Origin of the sequence: Bradyrhizobium australafricanum, assembly GCF_020329495.1 — a bacterium.
Lineage (GTDB): Bacteria > Pseudomonadota > Alphaproteobacteria > Rhizobiales > Xanthobacteraceae > Bradyrhizobium > Bradyrhizobium australafricanum.
In genome coordinates this window covers 131,132-151,514 of record NZ_JAGKJL010000006.1, presented here as the reverse complement: position 1 = coordinate 151,514, position 20,383 = coordinate 131,132, and the positions used below count along the sequence as shown (strand labels likewise).

The window sequence follows — 20,383 nt, the reverse complement described above, 5'->3', positions numbered from 1 at the left end:
CGTCAGCCCTCCGCCGCGATGCGCGGATCGAGCCGCGCGTAGAGCAGGTCGACGACGAAGTTCACCGATATGACGAGCAGCGCGGACACGAAGACGATGCCGAGCAGGGTGTTGAGGTCGCGCTGCACCACCGATTCATAGGCGAGGCGGCCGAGGCCGGGCAGGGAGAACACGCTCTCGACCACGACCGAGCCGCCGAGCATGGTGCCGGCCTGCAACCCGATCAGCGTCACCATCGGCAGCAGCGCGTTGCGCAGCACATGGCGGGTGATGACATGCGTCTCGTCCAGCCCCTTGGCGCGGGCGGTGCGGACGAAATCGAGGTTCAGGACCTCCAGCATCGAGGCGCGCATGATGCGCAAATAGATCGCGAGGAAGATCAGCCCGAGCGTCAGCGTCGGCAGCACCAGATGCGCCGCGATATCGAGCACGCGCCAGATTCCGGTCTGGACGTTGCCGATGTCCTCGAAGCCGCCCGGCGGCAGCCACTGCAGATAGACCGAGAACACCACGATCGCCATCAGCCCGAACCAGAACGAGGGCGTGGCGTAAAAGATCAGGCCGAGGGTGGAGATCATCGTGTCCGGCCAGCGGTTGACGCCACGCGCGGCGATCACGCCGAACACGAGGCCAAAGAAGAACGCGAACGACAGCGACGCGGTCATCAGCAGGATGGTCGGCGGCAGTCGTTCCAGGATCACCGTCGCCACCGGCTTGCCGTAGATCGAGGAGAAGCCGAGGTCGAGCCGGACCAGGTGCCACAGATAGTTCCCGAGCTGCGCCGGAACCGAGAGGTTCAGCCCGTAGAATTTGCGCAGCGCCTCGGCGGTCGCGGCGTCGCCGCCGCCCATCTGCGCCATCAGCGCATCGACGGTGTCGCCCGGCGCGAGCTGCAGCAGCAGGAACACGCCGATCAGGATCAGGAACAGGGTCGGGATCGAGGCGGCGAGCCGCCGCCCCGCAAGGCTCAGGATACGCATATTTTATCTATAGCGTTTTCGAACGATGTGGACACCGGTTCGGGGTGGGCACCGGCCCCTTCTTACCTCGCCCCGCTTGCGGGGAGAGGTCGGATCGCATCGCCAGATGCGATCCGGGTGAGGGGGTACAGGTCTATCGATGGAGCAATATCGTGGAGCGAGCCCCTCACCCCGACCCTCTCCCCGCAAGAGCGGGGCGAGGGAGAAGAGGGCGCCACGCCTAGCGCAGATGTGGCCTTATGCGCTCAGCCAAAGATCGTGCCAGCTCGTCGAACCCCAGCGCGGGGTGTTGGAGTGGTTGCGCGCCTTGGCCGTGATCACGGTGACGAAGATCTGCTCGATCGGCATCCAGACCGGCAGCTCGGTGTTCACCTCCTTGACGAAATCGGCATAGAGCGCCTTGCGCTTGGCCGGATCGACCTCGGTGGCGGCATCGTCGATGGTCTTGTCGACGGTCTTGTCCTCCCAGCCCCATTGGTTGGTCCACGGCGCGCCCTTGGGCTGGCCGGAGCGGTACCATACCGTGGTCGAGACCGCCGGGTCGTTGCGGTACTGGTGCCAGCCGGTCGCGAGATCGAAGGCGTGCTCGTCATAGACCTGCTTGAGGAAGCCGCCGCCGTCGTTGCGCACGATGTCGACCTGGATGCCGACTTCTCCCAGCGACTGCTGGATGAAGGTCGACCACAGCGAGATGTCCTCGCCCCACGGCGCCGGCAACAGCTTCAGCGAGAAGCGGTTGCCGCCATTGGCCTTGAAGCCGGCCTCGTCGAGCAGCGCGATCGCCTTGGCCTTGTCATAGGGGTATTGCGGCGTGTTCGGCCCGGGATAGAAGTCGGTCGAGGTCGAGGGGATCGGGCCGGTGCCGAGCTTGGCGAAATCGCCCAGGAAATTGTCGATGAAGAACGGCACGTTGATCGCGTGCGCGATGGCGCGGCGGACCCGGATGTCGGCCAGTTCCTCGCGGCGGAAGTTGAACTCGATGGTGTTGGTGCGGGCGTTGCCCTCATTGCCCTTGGTCTGGACGATGAAGCGCTTGTCCTTGCCGAGCCGCGCCATGTCCGAGATCGTCAGTCCGGAGAACGGGCTGTAGTGCAGCTCGCCAGCCTCCATCTGGGCGGCCGCGGCGGCGCGGTCGGTGATCACCTTCCAGACGATGCGGTCGAGATAGGGCGCGTTCGGCCGCCAGTAGTCCGGGTTGCGGTCGGCGATGATGTATTGCCCGCGCTCGTATTTGACGAATTTGAACGGGCCGGTGCCGACCGGCGCCAGATTGGTCGGGTTCTGCCTGATGTCACCATTCTCATAGAGATGCTTGGCGGAGACATAGCCGAGGTCGGGCAGGGCCCGGAGCAACAGGTTCAGCGGCATCGGCCGCTCGTAGCGGAAGATCGCGGTCTGCGGATCGGGCGTATCGACCGACGTGAGGAACAGCTGCAGCGTCGATCCGTAGTTGAGGATCTTCTTCCACATGTTCATCGCGGTGAAGGCGACGTCATCCGAGGTGAACGGCTTGCCGTCGTGCCAGGTGACGCCCTTGCGCAGCTTGAAGGTGACGGTCTTGCCGTCCGGGGTCGCCTCCCAGCTCTCGGCGAGCACGCCGACCGGCTGGCCGTTGGCGTCAAGGTCGACCAGATTCTCCTGGATCTTGCCGCCGATGATGTAGACGCCGGTCGAGGCCTGGATGCTGGGATTGAGCTGGCGCTGCTCTGCGCCGTAATGGACGTTGAACACGCCGCCCTTGCGCGGGGCCTCCTGCGCGAATGCCCGCATCGGATTGATGACATTGGCCGCAATCGCGGCCGAGGTCAGAAGGGCCGTGCGGCGGTTGATCTCGAGGCGGCTCAAATCCATACGCGGGTCTCCGGTACTTACATAAAGGCTTGCATCGGGCGACCAGCCGGATCGGTCGTGGCGCCCCTTTGCGATGTTACGATGGAATGGGAACCCGAGTCATTTTCTAATGCCTCGGCCTTTTGGAGGATCGTTTCCGAAACCTGAAGTGGCGCATTGCGACGCTTCGCAACCCGGATCGGGCGCCGCATTGTCGCAGTTTGGGCCGCGCGAGTTGCGTCTGGTGATTCTCTCGAAGGGACGTTTCGGGAGCGCCGAAGCCGCGCAAACCCTGTAATTTTAGGGGTCGGAAGCGCCTTGACTTGAAAAAACACTGGAAAAAACCCTGATTCGGAGGCTGTCCACAGCGATATTGTGGTGGGGAGTGCAGAAAACACTGTTTTTCTCGGCGTTTTCCGCCATATCGTGCCTACTCCAGAATCAATGGAGCAACCATGGCTACCCAACTGTCGAAGTCGCAAGTGATCGAGAAGATCGCGACCACCACCGAACTCTCCAAGCGCGACGTCAAGAACGTTTTGGACTCGCTTGTCGATGTCGGCCACAAGGAGCTGAAGAAGGCCGGGGTGTTCCTCGTCCCCGGCTTCGCGAAGTTCGTTGTGGTCAAGAAGCCTGCGACCAAGGCGCGCAAGGGCACCAACCCCTTCACCGGCGAAGAGATGATGTTCAAGGCCAAGCCGGCCCGGAAGATCGTCCGCGCACGGCCGGTCAAGGCCGCCAAGGACGCGGTTTAAGATGAAAGGCCTCCGGTAACGGAGGCCTTTTGCTTTTGAGCCGTCGCTTCCTGCCGTTGGTTGCCAGCCCGCGTTTTCCAGCGAGTGGACACCGGTTCGCGTGAAGAAAACGCGCCAAAGCAGAATCTGGAGCTCCGGACCGGGTTGAACCGGGACCGGGGCTCTAGACCACTGGCGACCGGCCACCATCGACATTGATGGCGGTGCCGGTGATGTAGGAGCCTTGCTCCGAGGCCAGGAAGCAGGCGAGGTTGGCGAACTCCTCCGCCGTGCCGATGCGGCCGAGCGGCGTGCCCTTGGCAAGGCCCTTGGCGAATTCCCCGAAATCCGTGTTCGGCGCCTGGGCAGCATGCCGCTTGACCCATTGATCGCTCATGATCAGGCCGACCAAGAGCGCGTTCACCAGGATGTTGTGCTCGCCGCCTTCATTGGCCATCACCTTGGTCAGTGCCATGCCGGCCGCGCGCGACACCGAGGTCGGCGCGGAATTGCCGGCCGGCGCCTTGGCAAAGGTGTTGAGCACGTTGATGATGCGGCCCCATTTGCGCTGCTTCATGCCCGGCCACACCAGCCGGCTGAAACGGATCGCGGCGAACAGTTTCAGGTCGAGGTCTTCCTGCCAGGCCTCGTCGCTGATGCTCTCGAACGCCAGCGTGCGTGCCGTGCCGGCGTTGTTGACCAGCACATCGATCTTGCCGAGATCCGCGACGATCTGGTCGTGGGCCTTGGTGATATCGGCGGCCTTCGCGACGTCGCAGACGTAGTCGCGCACCACAAGGCCGTCCCTGGCGAGCGCTTCGCGCGCCGCAGCGAGGTCGGCCGCGCCGCGGGCGAGGATCGCGACCCTGGCGCCGGATTCGGCAAACCGCCGCGCCACCGCGATCCCGATGCCCTTGCTGCCGCCGGTGACCACCGCGACGCGGTCCTTCATTGATAGGTTCATTGTTGTTCTCCCTGGGGCTGGCCCGGAGAGGACGCTATCAAACCGACAGCGCGACCAACAAGGTCATGCAGAGCAGGTGTGCTGTGACAATCAGTACGAGATGGAGCGGGCCGGACATCGGATGTCTCCATGGTGGTGCGCATCTTATTTGTCGTCGGGCGAGCACCGCCGTCTGTCTCCCTCCCCCTGAAAGGGGGAGGGCGGGGTGAGGGTTGCTGTCCACGGACACCGGCGCTTGTGGAGGCAGATCCCCACCCGGATTGCTGTGCAATCCGACCTCCCCTTTTCAAGGGGAGGTGAGGAAAGAGCGTGCCCGGTTCACTCGCGCCGCTAGTTCAAGCTCGCGCTCGCCGTGAAGCTCCGGTCGACGGCCTTGCCGACGTCGAGCGTCTTGCCGAGGATGCCGTAGCGGGTGGCGCGATCGGAGGCGGCCTGCACTTCGTTCACCACGGCCTCGTCGATCGCGATCGGGCTCGTCTTTTGCGCAGTGTAGGCGGCGAGCAGCACGTCCTCCGGCAGTTTTGTGAGCTCGGCCGTGTTCCTGGCGTACTCGGCGAGATGGTCGAGCGACCATAGCCGCGCCTTGTTGAGCCGCTGCACCAGGTCCTGCACCGCCGCGCGCTTGGTCGCGATCGCGTTGTCGGAGGCGACGATGAATGTGATGGTCGGCGTCAGCCCTTCGCCGTCGGCGACGACGCGCGCCTTGTCCTTCAGCGTGGCGTAGGAGATATATGGCTCCCACACCGCCCAGGCGTCGATCGAGCCGGCGAGCAGCGCGATCTTGGCGTCGACCGGGCCGAGCGGGGCGAAGGTTGCGTCCTCGATCCTGCTGCCGGCTTTTTCCAGCGTCGCATTGATCAGGAACTGGCCCCAACCGCCCCGCGTGCCGGCGAGGCGCTTGCCCTTCAAATCGGCCGCGGTCTTGATCGGCGAATCCCCGCGCACCAGGATCGCCTGCGTCCGCGCATCGGAGCGCGTGCCGCCGATCGCCTTGATCGGGGCGCCCGACGCATAGACCGTGAGGAAGGACAGGTCGCCGGTGTAGCCGACGTCGAGCGCGCCGGCGTTGATCGCCTCCAGGATCGGGGCCGCGGCAGGGAATTCCGACCACTCGATCTTGTAGGGCAGATCCTTGGCGAGGCCGGAAATCTCCAGCAGCGAGCGGTTGCCGCCCTTCTGGTCGCCGACGCGCAGCACGATCGCGTCAGCCGCGAGTGCCGCAGCCGACGTCGACAGCGTGATCACGGCTGCGATCAACGCGGCCGCCGTGCGGCGGGTGAAGGTATAGGGGCCCGAGCGAGTCAGTTTGCGCATTTGAATTTTCTTCCTGATTCATTCGCTGCTCGGCGGAACGCGCGGCAGCGTTCGATCAAGTCTATGAGCAAGCCGTTCGCCGTCAACGAAACGGAAATCTGAATTCGCCGGCTGCGCGGCAAGGATGATCTCGTCAGGCAGGCCGCGCGTAGAAGACATCGCGCACGCGGCCACAAAACGCTCAAATTTGATGCAGTCGCGGGTGATCGCGCCGCATCTCCGTGCGGGACGATCGTGAAAATCCTTTCATCGCCGCGCGATGCGATCGTGGAGAGTTCAGCTGTGGCGCCGACAACATTCGAAATTCCATTTCATTGACGATGATCTTGTCGCGCCGCATCATTTGCATGTTGCTTTGAGTGCAATCGCGCCGGAGAAATCCGCTTTTTTCTGAACCATGTGCTTCGAACGACGGGGCGTGCAAACGGAGACGCTTTGCGCGCGGGGCGGAGCCTTGCCGAAATGCAGGAGTGAAGATGTCGAAAGATAACAACAAGACGGTGATGGATCGCCGCACATTGCTGCGTGCCGGCGCCGCCGCGGCCTTTGCCGCGCCGATCGGGGCGTATAGTGCGCAGGCCTTCGCGCCACGGGCGATCACGCCGGCGATCGACTTCTCCGAATTCCCGATCTGCAAGACCGCATCCGATGCACCGGCTTTGACCGGCGCGCCGCGCAAGCTGAAGCTGTCCTGGAACGCCGGCGCGGTCTGCCTTGCGCCGCTGCCGGTCGCGATCGACCACGGCTTCTTCCAGAAGCAGAACCTCGATGTCGAGCTGGTCAACTATTCGGGTTCGACCGACCAGCTGCTGGAGGCGATCGCCACCGGCAAGAGCGACGCCGGTCTCGGCATGGCGCTGCGCTGGCTGAAGCCGCTGGAGCAGGGCTTTGACGTCAAGATCGCCGCCGGCACCCATGGCGGCTGCATGCGCGTCCTGACCCGCACCAATTCCGGCATAGGCAAGCTTGCCGATCTCAAGGGCAAGATCGTCGCGGTCGGCGATCTCGCCGGTCCCGACAAGAATTTCTTCTCGATCCAGCTCGCCAAGCTCGGCATCGACCCGATCAAGGACGTCGATTGGCGTGCCTATCCCGGCAATCTCCTGAACGTCGCGGTCGAGAAGGGTGAGGTGCAGGCCTTCCTGTCGTCGGACCCGCTGGCCTATCTCTGGCTGAAGGATGCGCAGTACAAGGAGGTCGCCTCCAACCTCGACGGCGAATATCGCGACAAGAGCTGCTGCATCGTCGGCCTGCGCGGCAGCCTGGTGCGTGAGGAGCCGCAAGTCGCGCGTGCCATCACCCAGGCGCTGCTCGACGCCGCGATGTTCACCTCGCAGAACCCGGACAAGGCGGCGAAGTCGTTCCAGCCCTATGCGCCGAAGGCGGCGAGCCTCGCCGATCTCGAGGCGATGGCACGCTACCACACCCATCACCATCACCCGACCGGCGAGGTGCTGAAGCGCGAGTTGAAGGGCTACGCCGACGACCTCAAGACGGTGCAGGTGTTCAAGCAGAGCACCGACACGGCCAAATTCGCGGAGCGGATCTATGTCGACGTATTCAGTGTCTGACACGACGGCCGCGCCCGCGCCGCGTGCGGCGGTCACGTTCTCGAACCTCTCCGGCAGCTACGGTGTCGGCCTTGCGGCGAGCCTCGTCTGGCTCGCCTTCGGCCTCTCATGCCTTTATTGGCCCGATGTCGGCGACTGGTCGCGGACCGGATCGCTCGGCATCGGCGCGATCGTCATCGCCGCCTTCATCCTGTTCGGCACATTCAGCGCGGATTATCTCGGCGGCGCCGGGCAGGCGTTGCGCAAACGCGCGCCGTGGCTGGTGGCGTTCGGCGCCTTCGTGACGTTGTGGGAGGTCGCCACCGCAAAGTTCGCCTGGCTGCCGCTGCCGTTCTTCCCGCCGCCGCAGTCGATCCTCGAAGTTTATACCGACGATCTGCCAAAACTGCTCGACAGCGTGTTCGCCTCGATCAAGCTGCAGCTCGGCGGCTACGTCATCGGCGCAACCGTCGGCTTTATCACCGGTGTCTCGATCGGCTGGTCGCAGAAGATCGGTTATTGGGTGCATCCGGTGCTGCGCTTCATCGGCCCGCTGCCGGCCACTGCCTGGCTGCCGATCGCCTTCTTCACCTTTCCGTCGAGCTGGAGCGCCTCGACCTTCCTGATCGCGCTCGCCACCGGCTTTCCGGTGACGGTCCTGACCTGGTCGGGCGTCGCGAGCGTCAGCAGCGCCTATTACGACGTCGCGCGCACGCTCGGCGCAAAGCCGTCATTCCTGGTGCTGAAGGTCGCGATCCCCGCCGCGCTGCCGCATGTGTTCGTCGGCCTGTTCATGGGGCTCGGCTCGTCCTTCGCCGTGCTCGTCGTCGCCGAGATGATCGGCGTCAAGGCCGGGCTCGGCTGGTACCTGCAATGGGCGCAGGGTTGGGCGGCCTATGCCAACATGTATGCGGCGCTGATCGTGATGTCGCTGCTCTGCTCCGGCGCCATCACGCTCTTGTTTCGCACCCGCGACCGCCTGCTGGTCTGGCAGAAGGGCGTCGTCAAATGGTAGTGCAGTCCGCAGCTGAGGCGATCACCTATTCGGCGGTCGGCGCCGAGCTCGATATCGAAGGCGTCAGCCACGCCTTCGATATCGATGGCGCCACGCTGCCGGTGCTCGACAATGTCAACCTCGCGATCGCGCCGGGCGAGTTCGTCGCGCTGCTCGGCCCGTCCGGCTGCGGCAAGTCGACCCTGCTGCGGCTGGTCGCGGGGCTGGAGAAGCCGAGCGCAGGCACGCTGCGCGAGGATGAAGTCCGCATCGCCGGCCCGCATCCGTCGCGGGTTGTCGTGTTCCAGGATCCGACGCTGTTTCCGTGGCGCACGGTGTGGGACAATGTTGCGCTTGGCCTCGAAGCGCAGGGCATCCTGAAGGCGCAGCGTCACCGCGTCGATGACGTCATCGAGCTGGTCGGCTTGTCCTCGTTCCGCAACGCTTATCCGCACCAGCTGTCCGGCGGCATGGCGCAGCGTGTGGCGCTGGCGCGCGCGCTGGTCAACGATCCGAAGATCCTGGTGCTCGATGAGCCGCTCGGCAAGCTCGATTCGCTGACGCGGATCGCGATGCAGTCAGAACTCGTCGCGCTGTGGCAGCGCAAAGGCTTCACCACGCTGTTGGTCACCCATGACGTCGAGGAGGCGCTGGTGCTCGCCAACCGCGTCATCGTGCTCTCCGATCGGCCGGCGCGGATCAAGGCGGACATCGCTGTCGCCCGGCCGTATCCGCGGCATCGCGGCGATCCTTATCTGGCTGAGCTGCGCAAGCAGATTCTCGGCCTGCTCGGACTGGAGGCGACATGGTGAGATCTGCGGCGAGGGAGCTGCATCCGGCGGACGGGCCGGAGCACATCGCGCGCGCGTTGCGGCTCGCCGACGTGTTTGCAGCGCGTGCGCCGGCGCACGACCGCGACGCCAGTTTTCCGTTCGAGAATTTCGCCGATCTGTCGCGCGAGGGCCTGCTGGCGCTGACCGTGCCGGCGGCGCTCGGCGGCGGCGGAGCGGGCGCCCGCGACGCCACGCGCGTGCTCGGCATCATCGGCAAGGCCGATCCGTCGACCGCGCTGGTGCTGTCGATGCATTACATCCAGCATCTGGTGATGGCGCGCAGCACGCGTTGGCCGGGCCGGCTGTCGCGCAAGCTCGCCAAGGAGACGGTCGAGGGCGTGGCGCTGATCAATGCGCTCCGCGTCGAGCCTGAGCTCGGCTCGCCCGCGCGTGGCGGCCTGCCCGCAACCACAGCGCGCCGCACCGAAACCGGCTGGCGGCTGACGGGCAAGAAGATCTATTCGACCGGCGCGCCGATCCTGAAATGGTATTCGGTCTGGGCGAAGACCGACGAGCCGGAGACCCGTGTCGGCTTGTTTCTGGTTCCAGCAGGGTTGCCGGGAACGCGGATCGAGGAGAGCTGGGACCATCTTGGCCTGCGCGCCAGCGGCAGCCACACCGTGATCTTCGACGACGTCGTGTTTCCGCTGGATTACGAGATCGACGTCCGCAGGCCCGACGACTGGAAGGTTCCTGACGTCACCCAGGCGACCGTGCATGCGATCTTCGTCGCCGCGATCTATGACGGCATCGCCCGCGCGGCCCGCGACTGGCTGGTCGAATTCCTGAAGGAGCGGGTGCCCGCCAATCTCGGCGCGCCGCTCGCGACCTTGCCACGGATGCAGGAGGTCGTCGGCGCGATCGAGGCCCGCCTTGCGGTCAATGCCCGCCTGATCGACAGCTTTGCCGCCGATTTCGATAGCGGCTTCCAGCTGTCCGCGATCGAGTCTAACATCATCAAGCTGACGGTGACCAACAACGCCGCGGCAGTGGTGGAGGATGCCTTGTCGCTGACCAGCAATCACGGCCTGTCGCGAACCAATCCGCTGGAGCGGCATTACCGCGACGTGCTGTGCGGCCGCGTCCATACCCCGCAAGACGATGCCACCCGTGTCTCCGCCGGACGCTCCGCGCTGGGCGTCTGAAAACAATAGCCAACAACAACGGAGTTCCCGTCATGCCGGTCGAGTTCATCGGCTTCATCACCAACAACAATGCCTCCGAGACCATCGTCCGCTCCGGCCCGGTGCTCGATCCGCCCTATATCGAGACGGTGGCCAAGGCCCATGAGCTCGCCGGTTTCGATCGCGCGCTGCTGGCGTTCCACTCCACCACGCCGGATGCGTTGCAGGTCGCGCAGCATGTCCTGACCATCACCAAGCAGCTCAAGGTGATGATCGCGCAGCGCCCGGGCTTCACCGCGCCGACGCTGCTGGCGCGGCAGCTTGCGACGCTGGATCAGTTCTATGGCGGCCGCGTCTCGCTGCACGTCATCACCGGCGGCAACGCCATCGAGCTGCGCCAGGACGGCAACACGCTCGACGACAAGGATGAGCGCTACGCCCGCACCGGCGAATTCCTCGATGTGGTGCGGCTGGAATGGACCAGCGAGAAGCCGTTCAACTACAGCGGCAAGTATTACAACGTCGAGAACGGCTTCTCGCAGGTGAAGCCGTTGCAGAAGGGCGGCATCTACACCTTCGTCGGCGGCGGCTCGGACGCCGCGGTCGAGGTCGCGGGCAAGCACGCCGATACTTTCGCGCTGTGGGGCGAGTCCTACGCGCAGGTGCGCGATGTCACCGCGCGGGTGCGCGCGGCGGCTGCGAAGCACGGAAGGCCGACGCCGCGCTTCAGCCTGTCGGTGCGGCCGATCCTCGCCGACACCGAGGAGAAGGCGTGGAAGAAGGCGGAGCACATCCTCGAGCGCGCCACCGCGCTGCAGGACCAGACCGGCTATCGCCGTCCCAACCACGCGACGGACGGCGCCAAGCGGCTGCTGGCGCTCGCCGATCAGGGCACGCGCATCGACAAGCGGCTGTGGACGGAGATCGCCAAACTGACGGGCGCCAACAGCAACACTACCGCGCTGGTCGGCACACCCGAGCAGGTCGCCGAGGTATTCGGCGATTATTACGATCTCGGCGTCAGCCACTTCCTGATCCGCGGCTTCGACCCGCTGGTCGATGCGATCGACTATGGCCGGGCGCTGATCCCGCTGACCCGCAAGCTGATCGAAGCGCGCGACCAGCAGCGGGGGATTGCCGCCGAATGATCCGTCTCATTGTTGCGGCAGTGCTTGCGCTCGCCGCCGTCGATGGCGCTGCCGCGCAGACCACGCTGCGCGTCGGCGACCAGAAGGGCAATTCGCAGGCCGTGATGGAAGCGGCCGGTGTGCTCAAGGACGTCCCCTACAAGATCGAGTGGAAGGAGTTCGCCGCGGCCGCGCCGCTGCTAGAGGCGCTGGGCGCAAGCGCGATCGACACCGGCCTGGTCGGCGACGCGCCGTTCACCTTCGCGGCGGCCGCCAAAATTCCAGTCAAGGCGATTGCGGCCGCGCGGCAGTCGCGCGACGGGCTCGCGGTCCTGGTGCCGGAAAGCTCTGCGATCAAGAGCTTTGACGATCTGCGCGGCAAGAAGATCGCAACCGGCCGCGGTTCGATCGGCCATCAGCTGATCCTGGCGGCGCTGGAATCGAAAGGCTGGCAGGCGAACGACGTGCAGATCGTGTTCCTCGCGCCGTCGGACGCGAAGGTCGCCTACACGCAAGGTTCGGTCGACGCCTGGTCGACCTGGGAGCCGTATGTGAGCCAGGAAGAGGTGCTGTTCAAGTCGCGCCGCGTTATCACGGCCGACGGCATTACGCCCGGCCTCGGCTTCCAGGTCGCGACACCGGATGCGATCAAGGCCAAGCGCGCCGAGCTCGAGGATTTCGTGCGGCGGTTGGCGGCCGCGCGCGCATGGTCGCAGAACAATGTCGAGGGCTACGCTGCGACCTGGGGCAGGCTGATGAACATCCCGCCCGCGGTGGCCGTGAACTGGCTGACGCGCGCCAAGATCCGCATCGCGCCGATCGACGACAGCGTGGTGGCCGACGAGCAGAAGACCATCGACCTCTACGACCGCTGGGGCCTGATCCGGCAGAAGATCAACGCCGCCGACGTCGTCGATCGCTCGTTTGGCACCGCGGTCGAGAAGGGCGCGGGACTGTAGGCAGTCTGCAAGCGACACCAGCGTCGTCCTGGCGAAAGCCAGGACCCATTACCCCGGATGGCAGTTGTTGTACGACGCTGGGGCCGCGATCCCGCTCGCTATCAAATTCGGTGGTAATGGGTCCTGGCTTTCGCCAGGACGACGGGTGCTTGCACGATTTCGGAATATTGGAAATGTATCCCTGATTTGCCCGACGTGTCAAGCTGCCCGGTCGAAGGCCGGCAGCCGCGAGCTCCTTTGCATGGGGTTGTTTTCGATATTTTGCCGGCGCACCTGCGGCGGCCCTGCAAGCGGGAGATGTGGACCGTCTGCGCGGAAGCGATTCAACTCCGCACTATTGCACCGCTAACGAACCCGTGATTCAAAACATCCATTCGTCCGCGGGCTGCCGCGCGGCAAGGATTTTCCCCGTTTGGCACATTCCAAAACCGCAACGTTGCTATTTTCGCCGCGGCCTTGCCGCTTCCTCCGGCGCTGCCAAGATCAAAAGCACGAACAATCGAGTCCGGGAGATCACCATGGGCCTTCAACAAACTCGCATCGAGTCGCTGCCGTTTGTGACCGCTGAACTGAATTATATCGCGCCGACGCCGGGCAAGCCCCGGACCTACGCCTTCGATCCGCCGCCCGGCGAACCCAAATCCACCGCGCTGCCCGAAGCCCACAATGTTCCGATCTTTGACGGGCGTTTGATCGCCGACAGCTTCTCGCTCGATCGCGAGGGCTTTGCGCTGGTCAAGCATCCGACCAGTGTGAGGGACTATTACGACGAGAACGAAGTCCGCAACGTCTACTATCCTGCCGTCGAGGCCTTCCTGAAGGCGACGCTGAAGGCGGATCGCGTTCTCATCTTCGATCACACCGTGCGCAAGCGTGTCGAGGGCGCAGCGGATATCCGCGGCGGTGGTCCGCGCCAGCCGGCGACCCGCGTCCATGTCGATCAGACCGCCGTCTCCGGCCGCAACCGCGTGTTCGAGCACCTGCCCGACGAGGCCGAGCAGCTGGTCAAGGGCCGCGTCCAGGTGATCAATCTGTGGCGCCCGATCCGCGGTCCATTGCGCGATTCTCCGCTGGCGATGGCCGACGGCACCACGGTCGCGCCGGAGGATCTCATTGCTTCGGACCTGATCTATCCGAACCGCAGCGGCGAGACCTATTCGGTGAAGTACAATCCGAACCATCGCTGGTTCTACATTCCCGAGATGACGCCGGACGAGGCGATCCTGCTGAAATGCTACGACTCGGCGACCGACGGCCGGACGCGGTTCGGGCCGCATACCGCGTTTGTCGATCCGACCACGCCCGCAGACGCCGCGCCGCGCGAGAGCATCGAGCTGCGCACGCTGGTATTCCATAGGCAGTAAGGGACGCAGTCCCCACAAACTCGTCATGCCCGGGCTCGTCCCGGGCATCCACGTCTTCGTTTCCACGCGAAGAAAAGACGTGGATGGCCGGGACAAGCCCGGCCATGACGGCATGTGGGGTGCCAAAATCGCGGTGCCGCCAAAGTTGGCACCCTCCGCCCAATAATGTTACGCCCGTCGCCAAACCGCTCGGGGAAGAGGCGATTCGTGGACGGCGTGGTGACGAAGGAAGAGGCGGGGATCGGGTTCCGCGCCCTGGTGCTTGCACTTCTGGCATTGGCCTCCGGCCACATGCTGTCGACGCTGCTGCGGACCATCCCGGCGATCAGCCTCGATCTGATGGCGTCGGATTTCGGCACCTCGCCGCAGGCGCTGGCGAGCCTCACCTCGATCTATCATTTCTCCTTTGCCGCCTCGCAAATCCCGGTCGGCGCCGCGATGGATCGTTTCGGCGTGCGGCCGGTGTCGCTGAGCCTGCTCGCCGGTACCGTTATCGGAACGCTGGTCTCGGCGCTGGCGACGGGGCCTGCGAGCTTTGTGCTTGGCCAGCTCATGCTCGGCGTCGCCACTTCGGGCATGCTGATGTGCCCGATGACGCTCGCGGCCAAGCAGATGTCGGCGGCGAAGTTCGGCCTGTGGTCCGGCCTGATCCTCTCGATCGGCAATATCGGCATGCTGCTGTCGGCAAGCCCGCTGGCCTTCGTGGTCGATCAGTTCGGCTGGCGCGCCGGTTTCTGGGTTTCGGCCGGCTTCGGCATTGTCGTGCTGATCGCGGTGTTCGCGCTGGTGCCGCGGCAGCCGGCGGCGCATGCGGATGATTCCTCGCCGCTGCACCAGATGGCCGAGGTACTGCGGCTCGGCATGTCGCGCGGCCTGCGCGGCCTGATCGCGCTGTCGCTGGTGTCGCTCGGCGCGTCGCTGACCTTGCGCGGCTTGTGGGGTGGCCCGTGGCTGATGGACGAGAAAGGGCTGAGCCGGATCGAGGCCGGCAATGTGCTCGGCCTGTTCACGCTGGCGATGATCGTCGGCCCGGCCTGCATCGGCGCTTTCGATCGCAAGTTCGGGCACCGCCGCGCCATGGTGGCGGTGACGCACGCCATCGCCGCGCTGCTGCTCGTCTTGATGGCGGCCGGTGCGCCGCATTTCCCGGTCTCGAACCTCTTCGGCGTTACCGTGATGCCGACGCAATATGACCTGGTGCTGTTGATCCTGATCGGGCTCGCGACGTCGGCGCAGCCGCTGATCTACGGCATGACGCGCCAGCTCGTCGCCGCACAGAACACCGGCAAGGCGCTGTCCTCGGTCAATCTCGCGTTCTTCCTCGGCGCGGCGCTGCTGCAATCGAGCACCGCCGGCGTCGCGGCGCTGTTCGGGTTGCCCGCGGTGCTGCTGTTCATCGCCGGCGCGCTGGTGATCGGGATCGTGCTGTTCCTGGTCTACACTAGGCCCTAGCGCTCCGTTCCGATCAGATCGTCTGCGCCTGCTTGCGAATCTCGTTGGCAAGCGGCCGCAGGGAATCGCCCCCGCGCGGCCCCACCAGGGAGTAGCCCGTACCGCCGTCGGCCCACGAGAAGCCCGCGACGTTGCCACCCGAATGCGCGGCCATCGGCGCGTTCTGGTCTGACGTCATCGGGCGGGTGAGAACCACGAGCCGCTCGCCGCGATCGTCGTCGTACATGAACATGGCCGCAGGACCATGTGCGGTCGGCACTACCCGTCCGCCCATCAAACGATATCCCGACTTGGTGAGATCCGGCAGCTTCACCGGTTGATGCAACCGGTTGGAGACCCATTGCACAAGCTCGGTGCTGTCGCGCAGCTCGACCGGCCGCGTGCGATCGGAGGCGTACACTCTGTAGGAATCGCTGGCCTCCTCGGCGAGCGCCACAATTCCGCCGACCGGTGCCTGTGTCGCGCCACGGATCATCCATCCACCGAGGCCGCCGAGCGAGAGCATCAGCATCGCTGCGATGGCCCAGCGCAACGACGACGGGCGGCGACGAGGGCTCTCGATCATCCTGGCGAGGTTGAGCTGCGGCGGCAGCGGCTCCTCGGCGATCGGCAGCAGCGCCGATCGCAAAAGGTTACGCTCATCCGAGTAGGCGGCGATGCACTTGGCCACGTCCGGATGCTTGTCCAGATAGGCTCGGACCTCGGCCTCGCGTTCCGGCTCGAGCGCGCGATCGACATAGGCGTGCAGGTCGTCTTCTGTAATGGGGCGGTTGCTCATGTCTTGTTCCGCAATTGCACGATGTTATGATCCAGGTCGCCGGGAGTTCCCTCCAGTTCGTGATGCAGCCGCTCGCGGGCGCGCGCGAGGCGTGACATCACCGTGCCAATGGGCACGCCCAGCACCTTCGCGGCATCGGCGTAGGACAAATCCTCGACACCGACGAGCAGCAGCACCGCACGCTGGTCATGCGGAAGCCTGGCGAGCTTCGCCATGACATCGCGATACATCACCTTGTGCTCCTGCGCCGCTTCCTGGCCGAACGAACCCTCGTTGGTTTCGTCGATCGCGACATGAACGCCGTGCACCGTTGCGCGGCGAAACTGGTTGATGGCGAGATTATGCAGGATCGCGAACAGCCACGGGCGCGGATTGTCCGACCGCCGCTGCTCCCAGTGAATGACGGCGCGTTCCAGGCAGTCCTGCACCAGGTCGTCGGCCGCCGCATGGTCGCGGACCAGGGCCCGCGCATAGCGCCGCAAGGCGGGTATCAGCGGCTCGACCAGGTGCAGCATGTCGCTCATGGCGCTTGGACCTGCACGACCGCTCCGAGTTTCGCCGGTTCGCCGGATGCGATGACGAGGTAGCGTCGCTCCGCCCTAGCCGCGCTCTGCACGATCTGCCGGATCGGACCGGCCGCGTTGACGATCGCGGAGCCGGCCGGATTGGTCATGAAGGCTGCCAGCGGCTCCACCATGCCGCCACCGTCGGCGTGTTCGGCCAATCCCAGCACGTAGTGCTGCTTCGGCTCGAGCCCGGTCACGGAAGCCTGCAGCACCTGGATCAGCCCTTGATCGAACAGCGATACGCTGGTCGGCGGCTTCTCGCCCTTGGCTTGCTTTTTCGGTGCGAGCGCGAGGTGAGCGGCCTGGCCGGCGACGCCGAGGGCCTGCAGGTTCTGGCGGTCATCCGGATTTGGCGCGGCGTTCGGCACATAGACGATCGCCTGCGGCGCCTGGCCGATCGGGATGTTGGCGATCACCTTGTTGGTCGCGGTGTCGATCGCCGCCAGCGCGTCGGCATTTTCGAGACCGACATAGACCCGCGTGCCGTCGCCTGACGGCCAGACGCCGTGCGGCAGATTGCCGACGGGAATGGTCGCGACTTGCGAGAAGTCGTCGGTTCGAAACACCTTGACCTCGTTGGTGCCGCCGATCGTGACATAGGCCAGCGTGCCCTTAGGCGTCTTCGCGAAATTGACGTGGTTGGTGATCGGGCCGCTGTCGATGGTCTTAATCAGGTCGAACGGCGGCTTGGCGTTGAACACCTGCGTCCGGCCGACATCCTTCAGCGTGAACCAGACCTGGTCGCCATCGGGCGACGCCGCGATGTTCGGGCAGAACGGGCTTTCCTGCTTCACCTTGGCGACGATCTGATGGTCTGCGACCGAGACCACGTCAGTCTCCGGGTTGAACGACGAACAGATGTAGCCGTACTTGCCGTCGGGCGAGAAGATCTGCATGCCCGGTCCCGCGGGCACCTCGATGCGCGTTGTTTCCTTGAAGCTCTGCGCGTCGATGACCGAGATGTAATTCTCGCCGCGCACCGTGACCCATACTTCCTTGCCGTCGGGCGTGAAGAACGCCTCGTGCGGTGACCGCCCGATATAGGTGACGTGCTTGACCGCGTTGGTTGCTGTGTCGATGAAGCTCACCGAGTTCGAACCGATCGAGACCACTGCGAGCATGTGATGGTCGGGCGAATAGCCCATGCCGTGGACCAGCACCTGGCCCTTGTAGAGCGGGCTGAAATTGCCCGGCTGCGGGTCGCCGAGCCGGATCACGCCGAGCAGCTTGTTGTCGGCCGGGTCGGTGACCGACACCGTGTTGGAGAACTGCTCGGCGGCGTAGACGCGATCGTGATGGCTGACCGGAATGTCGGGCGAGGACGCAGCGCCCGGCGCCTGTCCGGCGAAAGCAGGGCCCGACATCGCCAGCACGGTCGTGGCCAGCAGGCTCTTGAGGGTTTGACGGTTCATCGTTTGAGGCTCCTAGTTCTTCATTCCGTGGGACATGTTCATATGATCGTGAGCGGCGGGCGTCGGGCTCTGCTGCGTCGGGGCGGGCGCGGATGCCGTAACCGGAGCTCCAATCGCGAGCTTCATGGCGTCGATCTCCTGCTGCTGCTCGACGATGATTTCCTGCGCGATCCGGCGCAGCTGTTCGTTCTTGCCGTAGCGGAGCTCGATCACCGCCATGTCGATCGCGCCCTGATGATGCGGCGTCATCATCGCGACGAAGTCGCGGTCGATATCGCCGCTCGGCTTGGCGGCCATGTCATTCATCATCTTGGTCATCGCGGTATCGTTTTCGGCGAGGAAGGCGCTCTCTTCGGCCGTCTGCGCGCCCTGCGCCGGATGATGGTCGTCATGCGCGAAAGCAGCCGCCGCAGCTGCAAAAGCGAGCAGGGCGACGCCGGCGAGCGGCGCGAGGCCGGACTTAAGGAATCGAGGAAGCATTTGCGTTCACCCTGGGAGTTGTCGGGGAGGCCCGAGCGGTTACGGGCTTGGGCCGGCTTGCATGGGTGGGACGCAGCAGCGTGAGTTCTATTCCGTCGTCAGGCAAATTCTTGTCGATCACGACTTGCTGATCGCCGGAATGATCCGTTTCGGCCGGGCCAGCCGATTTGCGATCCGCAAGCCACTGGCTATAAGAAGGAATTCCGGTTTCGATCGACCGGTTCCACCATCCTCCCTGCGCAAGTCGCTCGCGCCAAGAAGGCCAAGATGTCCGCCAAGATCGATCCGATCACCCGCTCCGTCGTCCAGCACCGCCTGTCGTCGATCGTGAAGGAGATGGGCGAAGCCATGCTTCGCACCTCCTATTCGCAGATCCTCAATTCCAGCCGCGATTTTTCGCTGGCGATTTGCGACACCAACGGGCGGCTGATCGCGCAGGCCGACCACATTCCGGTTCATGTCGGCGCCTTGCCCTGGGCGACGCTGGCGGTCGAGGAGCGCTTCAAGGATGTCGCGCCCGGCGACGTCATCCTGCTCAACGATCCCTACCAGGGCGGCAGCCACCTGCCTGATCTCACGGCCTTCGTGCCGGTATTCGATGGCGGAAAAAGGCTGCTCTGGACCATCGTGCGCGCGCATCAGAGCGACATCGGCGGCGCCACCCACGGCGCCTACAATCCAGCCGCCACCGAGATCTATCAGGAAGGCATCCGCATTCCGCCGATCAAGCTCTACGAGGCCGGCAAGCCGCGCGAGGATCTGCTCGACCTCCTGGCTTTGAACATCCGCAACCCCCGTGAATTCCGCGGCGACCTCGCGGCAATGCTCGGGGCCGCGCATCTCGGCGAGCGCCGCGTCGCAAAACTGTTCAGCGAGTTCGGCGCGGAGACGGTCGAAGCCGCGATCGAGGCGATTTTGGACGCGACCGAGCAGCAGACCCGCGCCGTGGTGTCGAGCTGGAAGGACGGCGTGTTCTACGGCGAGGCGCTGCTCGACGATGACGGCCACGGCCGCACCGACATCAGGATCGCCGCCAAGGTGACCAAGAAGGGCAGCGACATCGAGGTTGATCTCACCGGCTCCGATCCGCAGTCGACCAGTTTTGTCAATTCCTCGCATGCCAACATGCAGGCGGCGGTCGCGATGGCCTTTGCCTATCTGATCGATGCCGACATTCCCAAGAACACCGGCGCGCTGCGGCCGCTCAAGGTGGTGGCGAAGCAGGGCACGATTGTTTGGGCCGATCCCGGCCGTCCCGTCACCTTGTGCACCAGCCATCCCTCCAACGAGATCGTCGAAGCCATCATCAAGGCGATGTCGGCGTCCTGTCCGGATCGGGTGATGGGCGGGTGGGGGCGCCGCTTCCGTATCGCGATCCAGGGTGAGGATCCACGCAACGGACGCAATTTCATCTGGCACATGTTCCAGGCACGGCCCGGCGGCGGCGCCTCGCCCGGCGGCGACGGTTATTCGTCGATCGGCGAATGGCACTCGGTCGGCGGTCTCAAATTCGGCAGCATCGAGGTTGCCGAAGTGCGCTTTCCCCTGCATTTCCGCCAGCACGAATTCCGGCCGGACTCCGGCGGCGACGGCCAGCATCGCGGCGGCCTTGGCGTCGCGCTCGACATGGTGCTGGAGACGCAAAAGCCGGCCAAGGGCAACACCGCCGGCGACGGCGCGCGCCATGGTCCCTGCGGCATGCTCGGCGGCAAGGACGGCGAGCCGCATCACTACCGGCTGCTCTCGGAAGGCCGCGCGCCGCGCGTGTTGAAGACGAAAGAAGTCGGCATCGAGCTTCGTCCGGGCGATTGCCTCGAGATCCGGTCTTCCGGCGGCGGCGGCTGGGGGCCACCGGAGAAGCGCTCGGCGGACGCGCGGGCGCGCGACCTTGCGCAAGGTTTGGTTTCGAAAGCGGTGTAGGC

General features: G+C 65.1%; 18 protein-coding genes. 10 read left to right on the top strand and 8 right to left on the bottom strand.

The genetic code is table 11. The features are described from left to right. Window positions 1–2: 2 nt before the first annotated feature. The gene (locus tag J6525_RS08020; RefSeq protein ID WP_038383993.1) at window positions 3–980 is read right to left on the bottom strand and encodes an ABC transporter permease; all 978 of its coding nucleotides are present in this window, start codon (window positions 978–980) and stop codon (window positions 3–5) included. A 237-nt stretch (window positions 981–1,217) separates the two neighbouring features. Further along, entirely contained in the window at window positions 1,218–2,831 is a 1,614-nt protein-coding gene (locus tag J6525_RS08015) for an ABC transporter substrate-binding protein (protein ID WP_225643462.1), read from the bottom strand. A gap of 434 nt (window positions 2,832–3,265) precedes the next feature. Between J6525_RS08015 and J6525_RS08010 the strand changes: the two genes are divergently transcribed. Beyond that, window positions 3,266–3,565, top strand: coding sequence for an HU family DNA-binding protein (locus J6525_RS08010; protein ID WP_021077434.1), 300 nt, complete (start codon window positions 3,266–3,268; stop codon window positions 3,563–3,565). 163 nt (window positions 3,566–3,728) lie between these two features. On the opposite strand, the gene J6525_RS08005 is transcribed toward J6525_RS08010, so the two are convergent. Both J6525_RS08005 and J6525_RS08000 read right to left on the bottom strand, forming a co-directional pair. Continuing rightward, window positions 3,729–4,508: an SDR family oxidoreductase gene (locus J6525_RS08005; protein ID WP_225643460.1), complete on the bottom strand. Its 780-nt coding sequence runs from the start codon at window positions 4,506–4,508 to the stop codon at window positions 3,729–3,731. A gap of 330 nt (window positions 4,509–4,838) precedes the next feature. Further along, window positions 4,839–5,822, bottom strand: a complete 984-nt coding sequence (locus tag J6525_RS08000; protein WP_225643458.1) for an ABC transporter substrate-binding protein — start codon at window positions 5,820–5,822, stop codon at window positions 4,839–4,841. 476 nt (window positions 5,823–6,298) lie between these two features. Here J6525_RS08000 and J6525_RS07995 point away from each other — a divergent pair, with 476 nt between their 5' ends. The 8 genes from J6525_RS07995 to J6525_RS07960 all read left to right on the top strand — a co-directional run bounded on the left by J6525_RS07995 (window position 6,299) and on the right by J6525_RS07960 (window position 15,225). Then, entirely contained in the window at window positions 6,299–7,393 is a 1,095-nt protein-coding gene (locus tag J6525_RS07995) for an ABC transporter substrate-binding protein (RefSeq protein ID WP_225643456.1), read from the top strand. Then, window positions 7,371–8,387 carry an ABC transporter permease gene (locus J6525_RS07990; RefSeq protein ID WP_225643454.1) on the top strand — a complete coding sequence of 339 codons (1,017 nt, stop codon included), beginning with the start codon at window positions 7,371–7,373 and terminating at the stop codon, window positions 8,385–8,387. The genes J6525_RS07995 and J6525_RS07990 overlap by 23 nt, the downstream gene beginning before the upstream one ends. Beyond that, window positions 8,381–9,178 carry an ABC transporter ATP-binding protein gene (locus J6525_RS07985; RefSeq protein ID WP_225643452.1) on the top strand — a complete coding sequence of 266 codons (798 nt, stop codon included), beginning with the start codon at window positions 8,381–8,383 and terminating at the stop codon, window positions 9,176–9,178. Before J6525_RS07990 ends, J6525_RS07985 begins: the two co-directional genes overlap by 7 nt. After that, window positions 9,172–10,344: an acyl-CoA dehydrogenase family protein gene (locus J6525_RS07980; protein WP_225643450.1), complete on the top strand. Its 1,173-nt coding sequence runs from the start codon at window positions 9,172–9,174 to the stop codon at window positions 10,342–10,344. Before J6525_RS07985 ends, J6525_RS07980 begins: the two co-directional genes overlap by 7 nt. Before the next feature lie 32 nt (window positions 10,345–10,376). Next, window positions 10,377–11,471, top strand: a complete 1,095-nt coding sequence (locus J6525_RS07975; RefSeq protein WP_225643448.1) for an LLM class flavin-dependent oxidoreductase — start codon at window positions 10,377–10,379, stop codon at window positions 11,469–11,471. After that, window positions 11,468–12,409 carry an ABC transporter substrate-binding protein gene (locus J6525_RS07970; protein ID WP_225643445.1) on the top strand — a complete coding sequence of 314 codons (942 nt, stop codon included), beginning with the start codon at window positions 11,468–11,470 and terminating at the stop codon, window positions 12,407–12,409. The genes J6525_RS07975 and J6525_RS07970 overlap by 4 nt, the downstream gene beginning before the upstream one ends. A gap of 518 nt (window positions 12,410–12,927) precedes the next feature. Further along, the gene (locus J6525_RS07965) at window positions 12,928–13,773 is read left to right on the top strand and encodes a CmcJ/NvfI family oxidoreductase (protein WP_092082542.1); all 846 of its coding nucleotides are present in this window, start codon (window positions 12,928–12,930) and stop codon (window positions 13,771–13,773) included. 216 nt (window positions 13,774–13,989) lie between these two features. Continuing rightward, window positions 13,990–15,225: an MFS transporter gene (locus J6525_RS07960; protein WP_225164515.1), complete on the top strand. Its 1,236-nt coding sequence runs from the start codon at window positions 13,990–13,992 to the stop codon at window positions 15,223–15,225. 13 nt (window positions 15,226–15,238) lie between these two features. Here the strand turns inward: J6525_RS07960 and J6525_RS07955 are convergent, their stop codons facing one another. From J6525_RS07955 to J6525_RS07940, 4 genes are read right to left on the bottom strand one after another with little or no spacing between them, the layout of a single operon-like run. After that, window positions 15,239–16,003 carry an anti-sigma factor family protein gene (locus J6525_RS07955; protein ID WP_225643443.1) on the bottom strand — a complete coding sequence of 255 codons (765 nt, stop codon included), beginning with the start codon at window positions 16,001–16,003 and terminating at the stop codon, window positions 15,239–15,241. After that, window positions 16,000–16,527, bottom strand: a complete 528-nt coding sequence (locus J6525_RS07950; protein ID WP_225643441.1) for an RNA polymerase sigma factor — start codon at window positions 16,525–16,527, stop codon at window positions 16,000–16,002. Before J6525_RS07950 ends, J6525_RS07955 begins: the two co-directional genes overlap by 4 nt. Further along, a complete protein-coding gene (locus tag J6525_RS07945) occupies window positions 16,524–17,981 on the bottom strand; it encodes a YncE family protein (protein ID WP_225643439.1) in 1,458 nt (485 codons plus the stop codon). The genes J6525_RS07950 and J6525_RS07945 overlap by 4 nt, the downstream gene beginning before the upstream one ends. Before the next feature lie 12 nt (window positions 17,982–17,993). Further along, complete coding sequence (locus J6525_RS07940) at window positions 17,994–18,461, bottom strand: DUF305 domain-containing protein (protein WP_225643437.1); 468 nt, start codon at window positions 18,459–18,461, stop codon at window positions 17,994–17,996. A 267-nt stretch (window positions 18,462–18,728) separates the two neighbouring features. Here J6525_RS07940 and J6525_RS07935 point away from each other — a divergent pair, with 267 nt between their 5' ends. Further along, window positions 18,729–20,381 (top strand): hydantoinase B/oxoprolinase family protein, encoded by a 1,653-nt coding sequence (locus J6525_RS07935; RefSeq protein ID WP_225643436.1) that lies wholly within the window; start codon window positions 18,729–18,731, stop codon window positions 20,379–20,381. Window positions 20,382–20,383 lie beyond the last annotated feature (2 nt).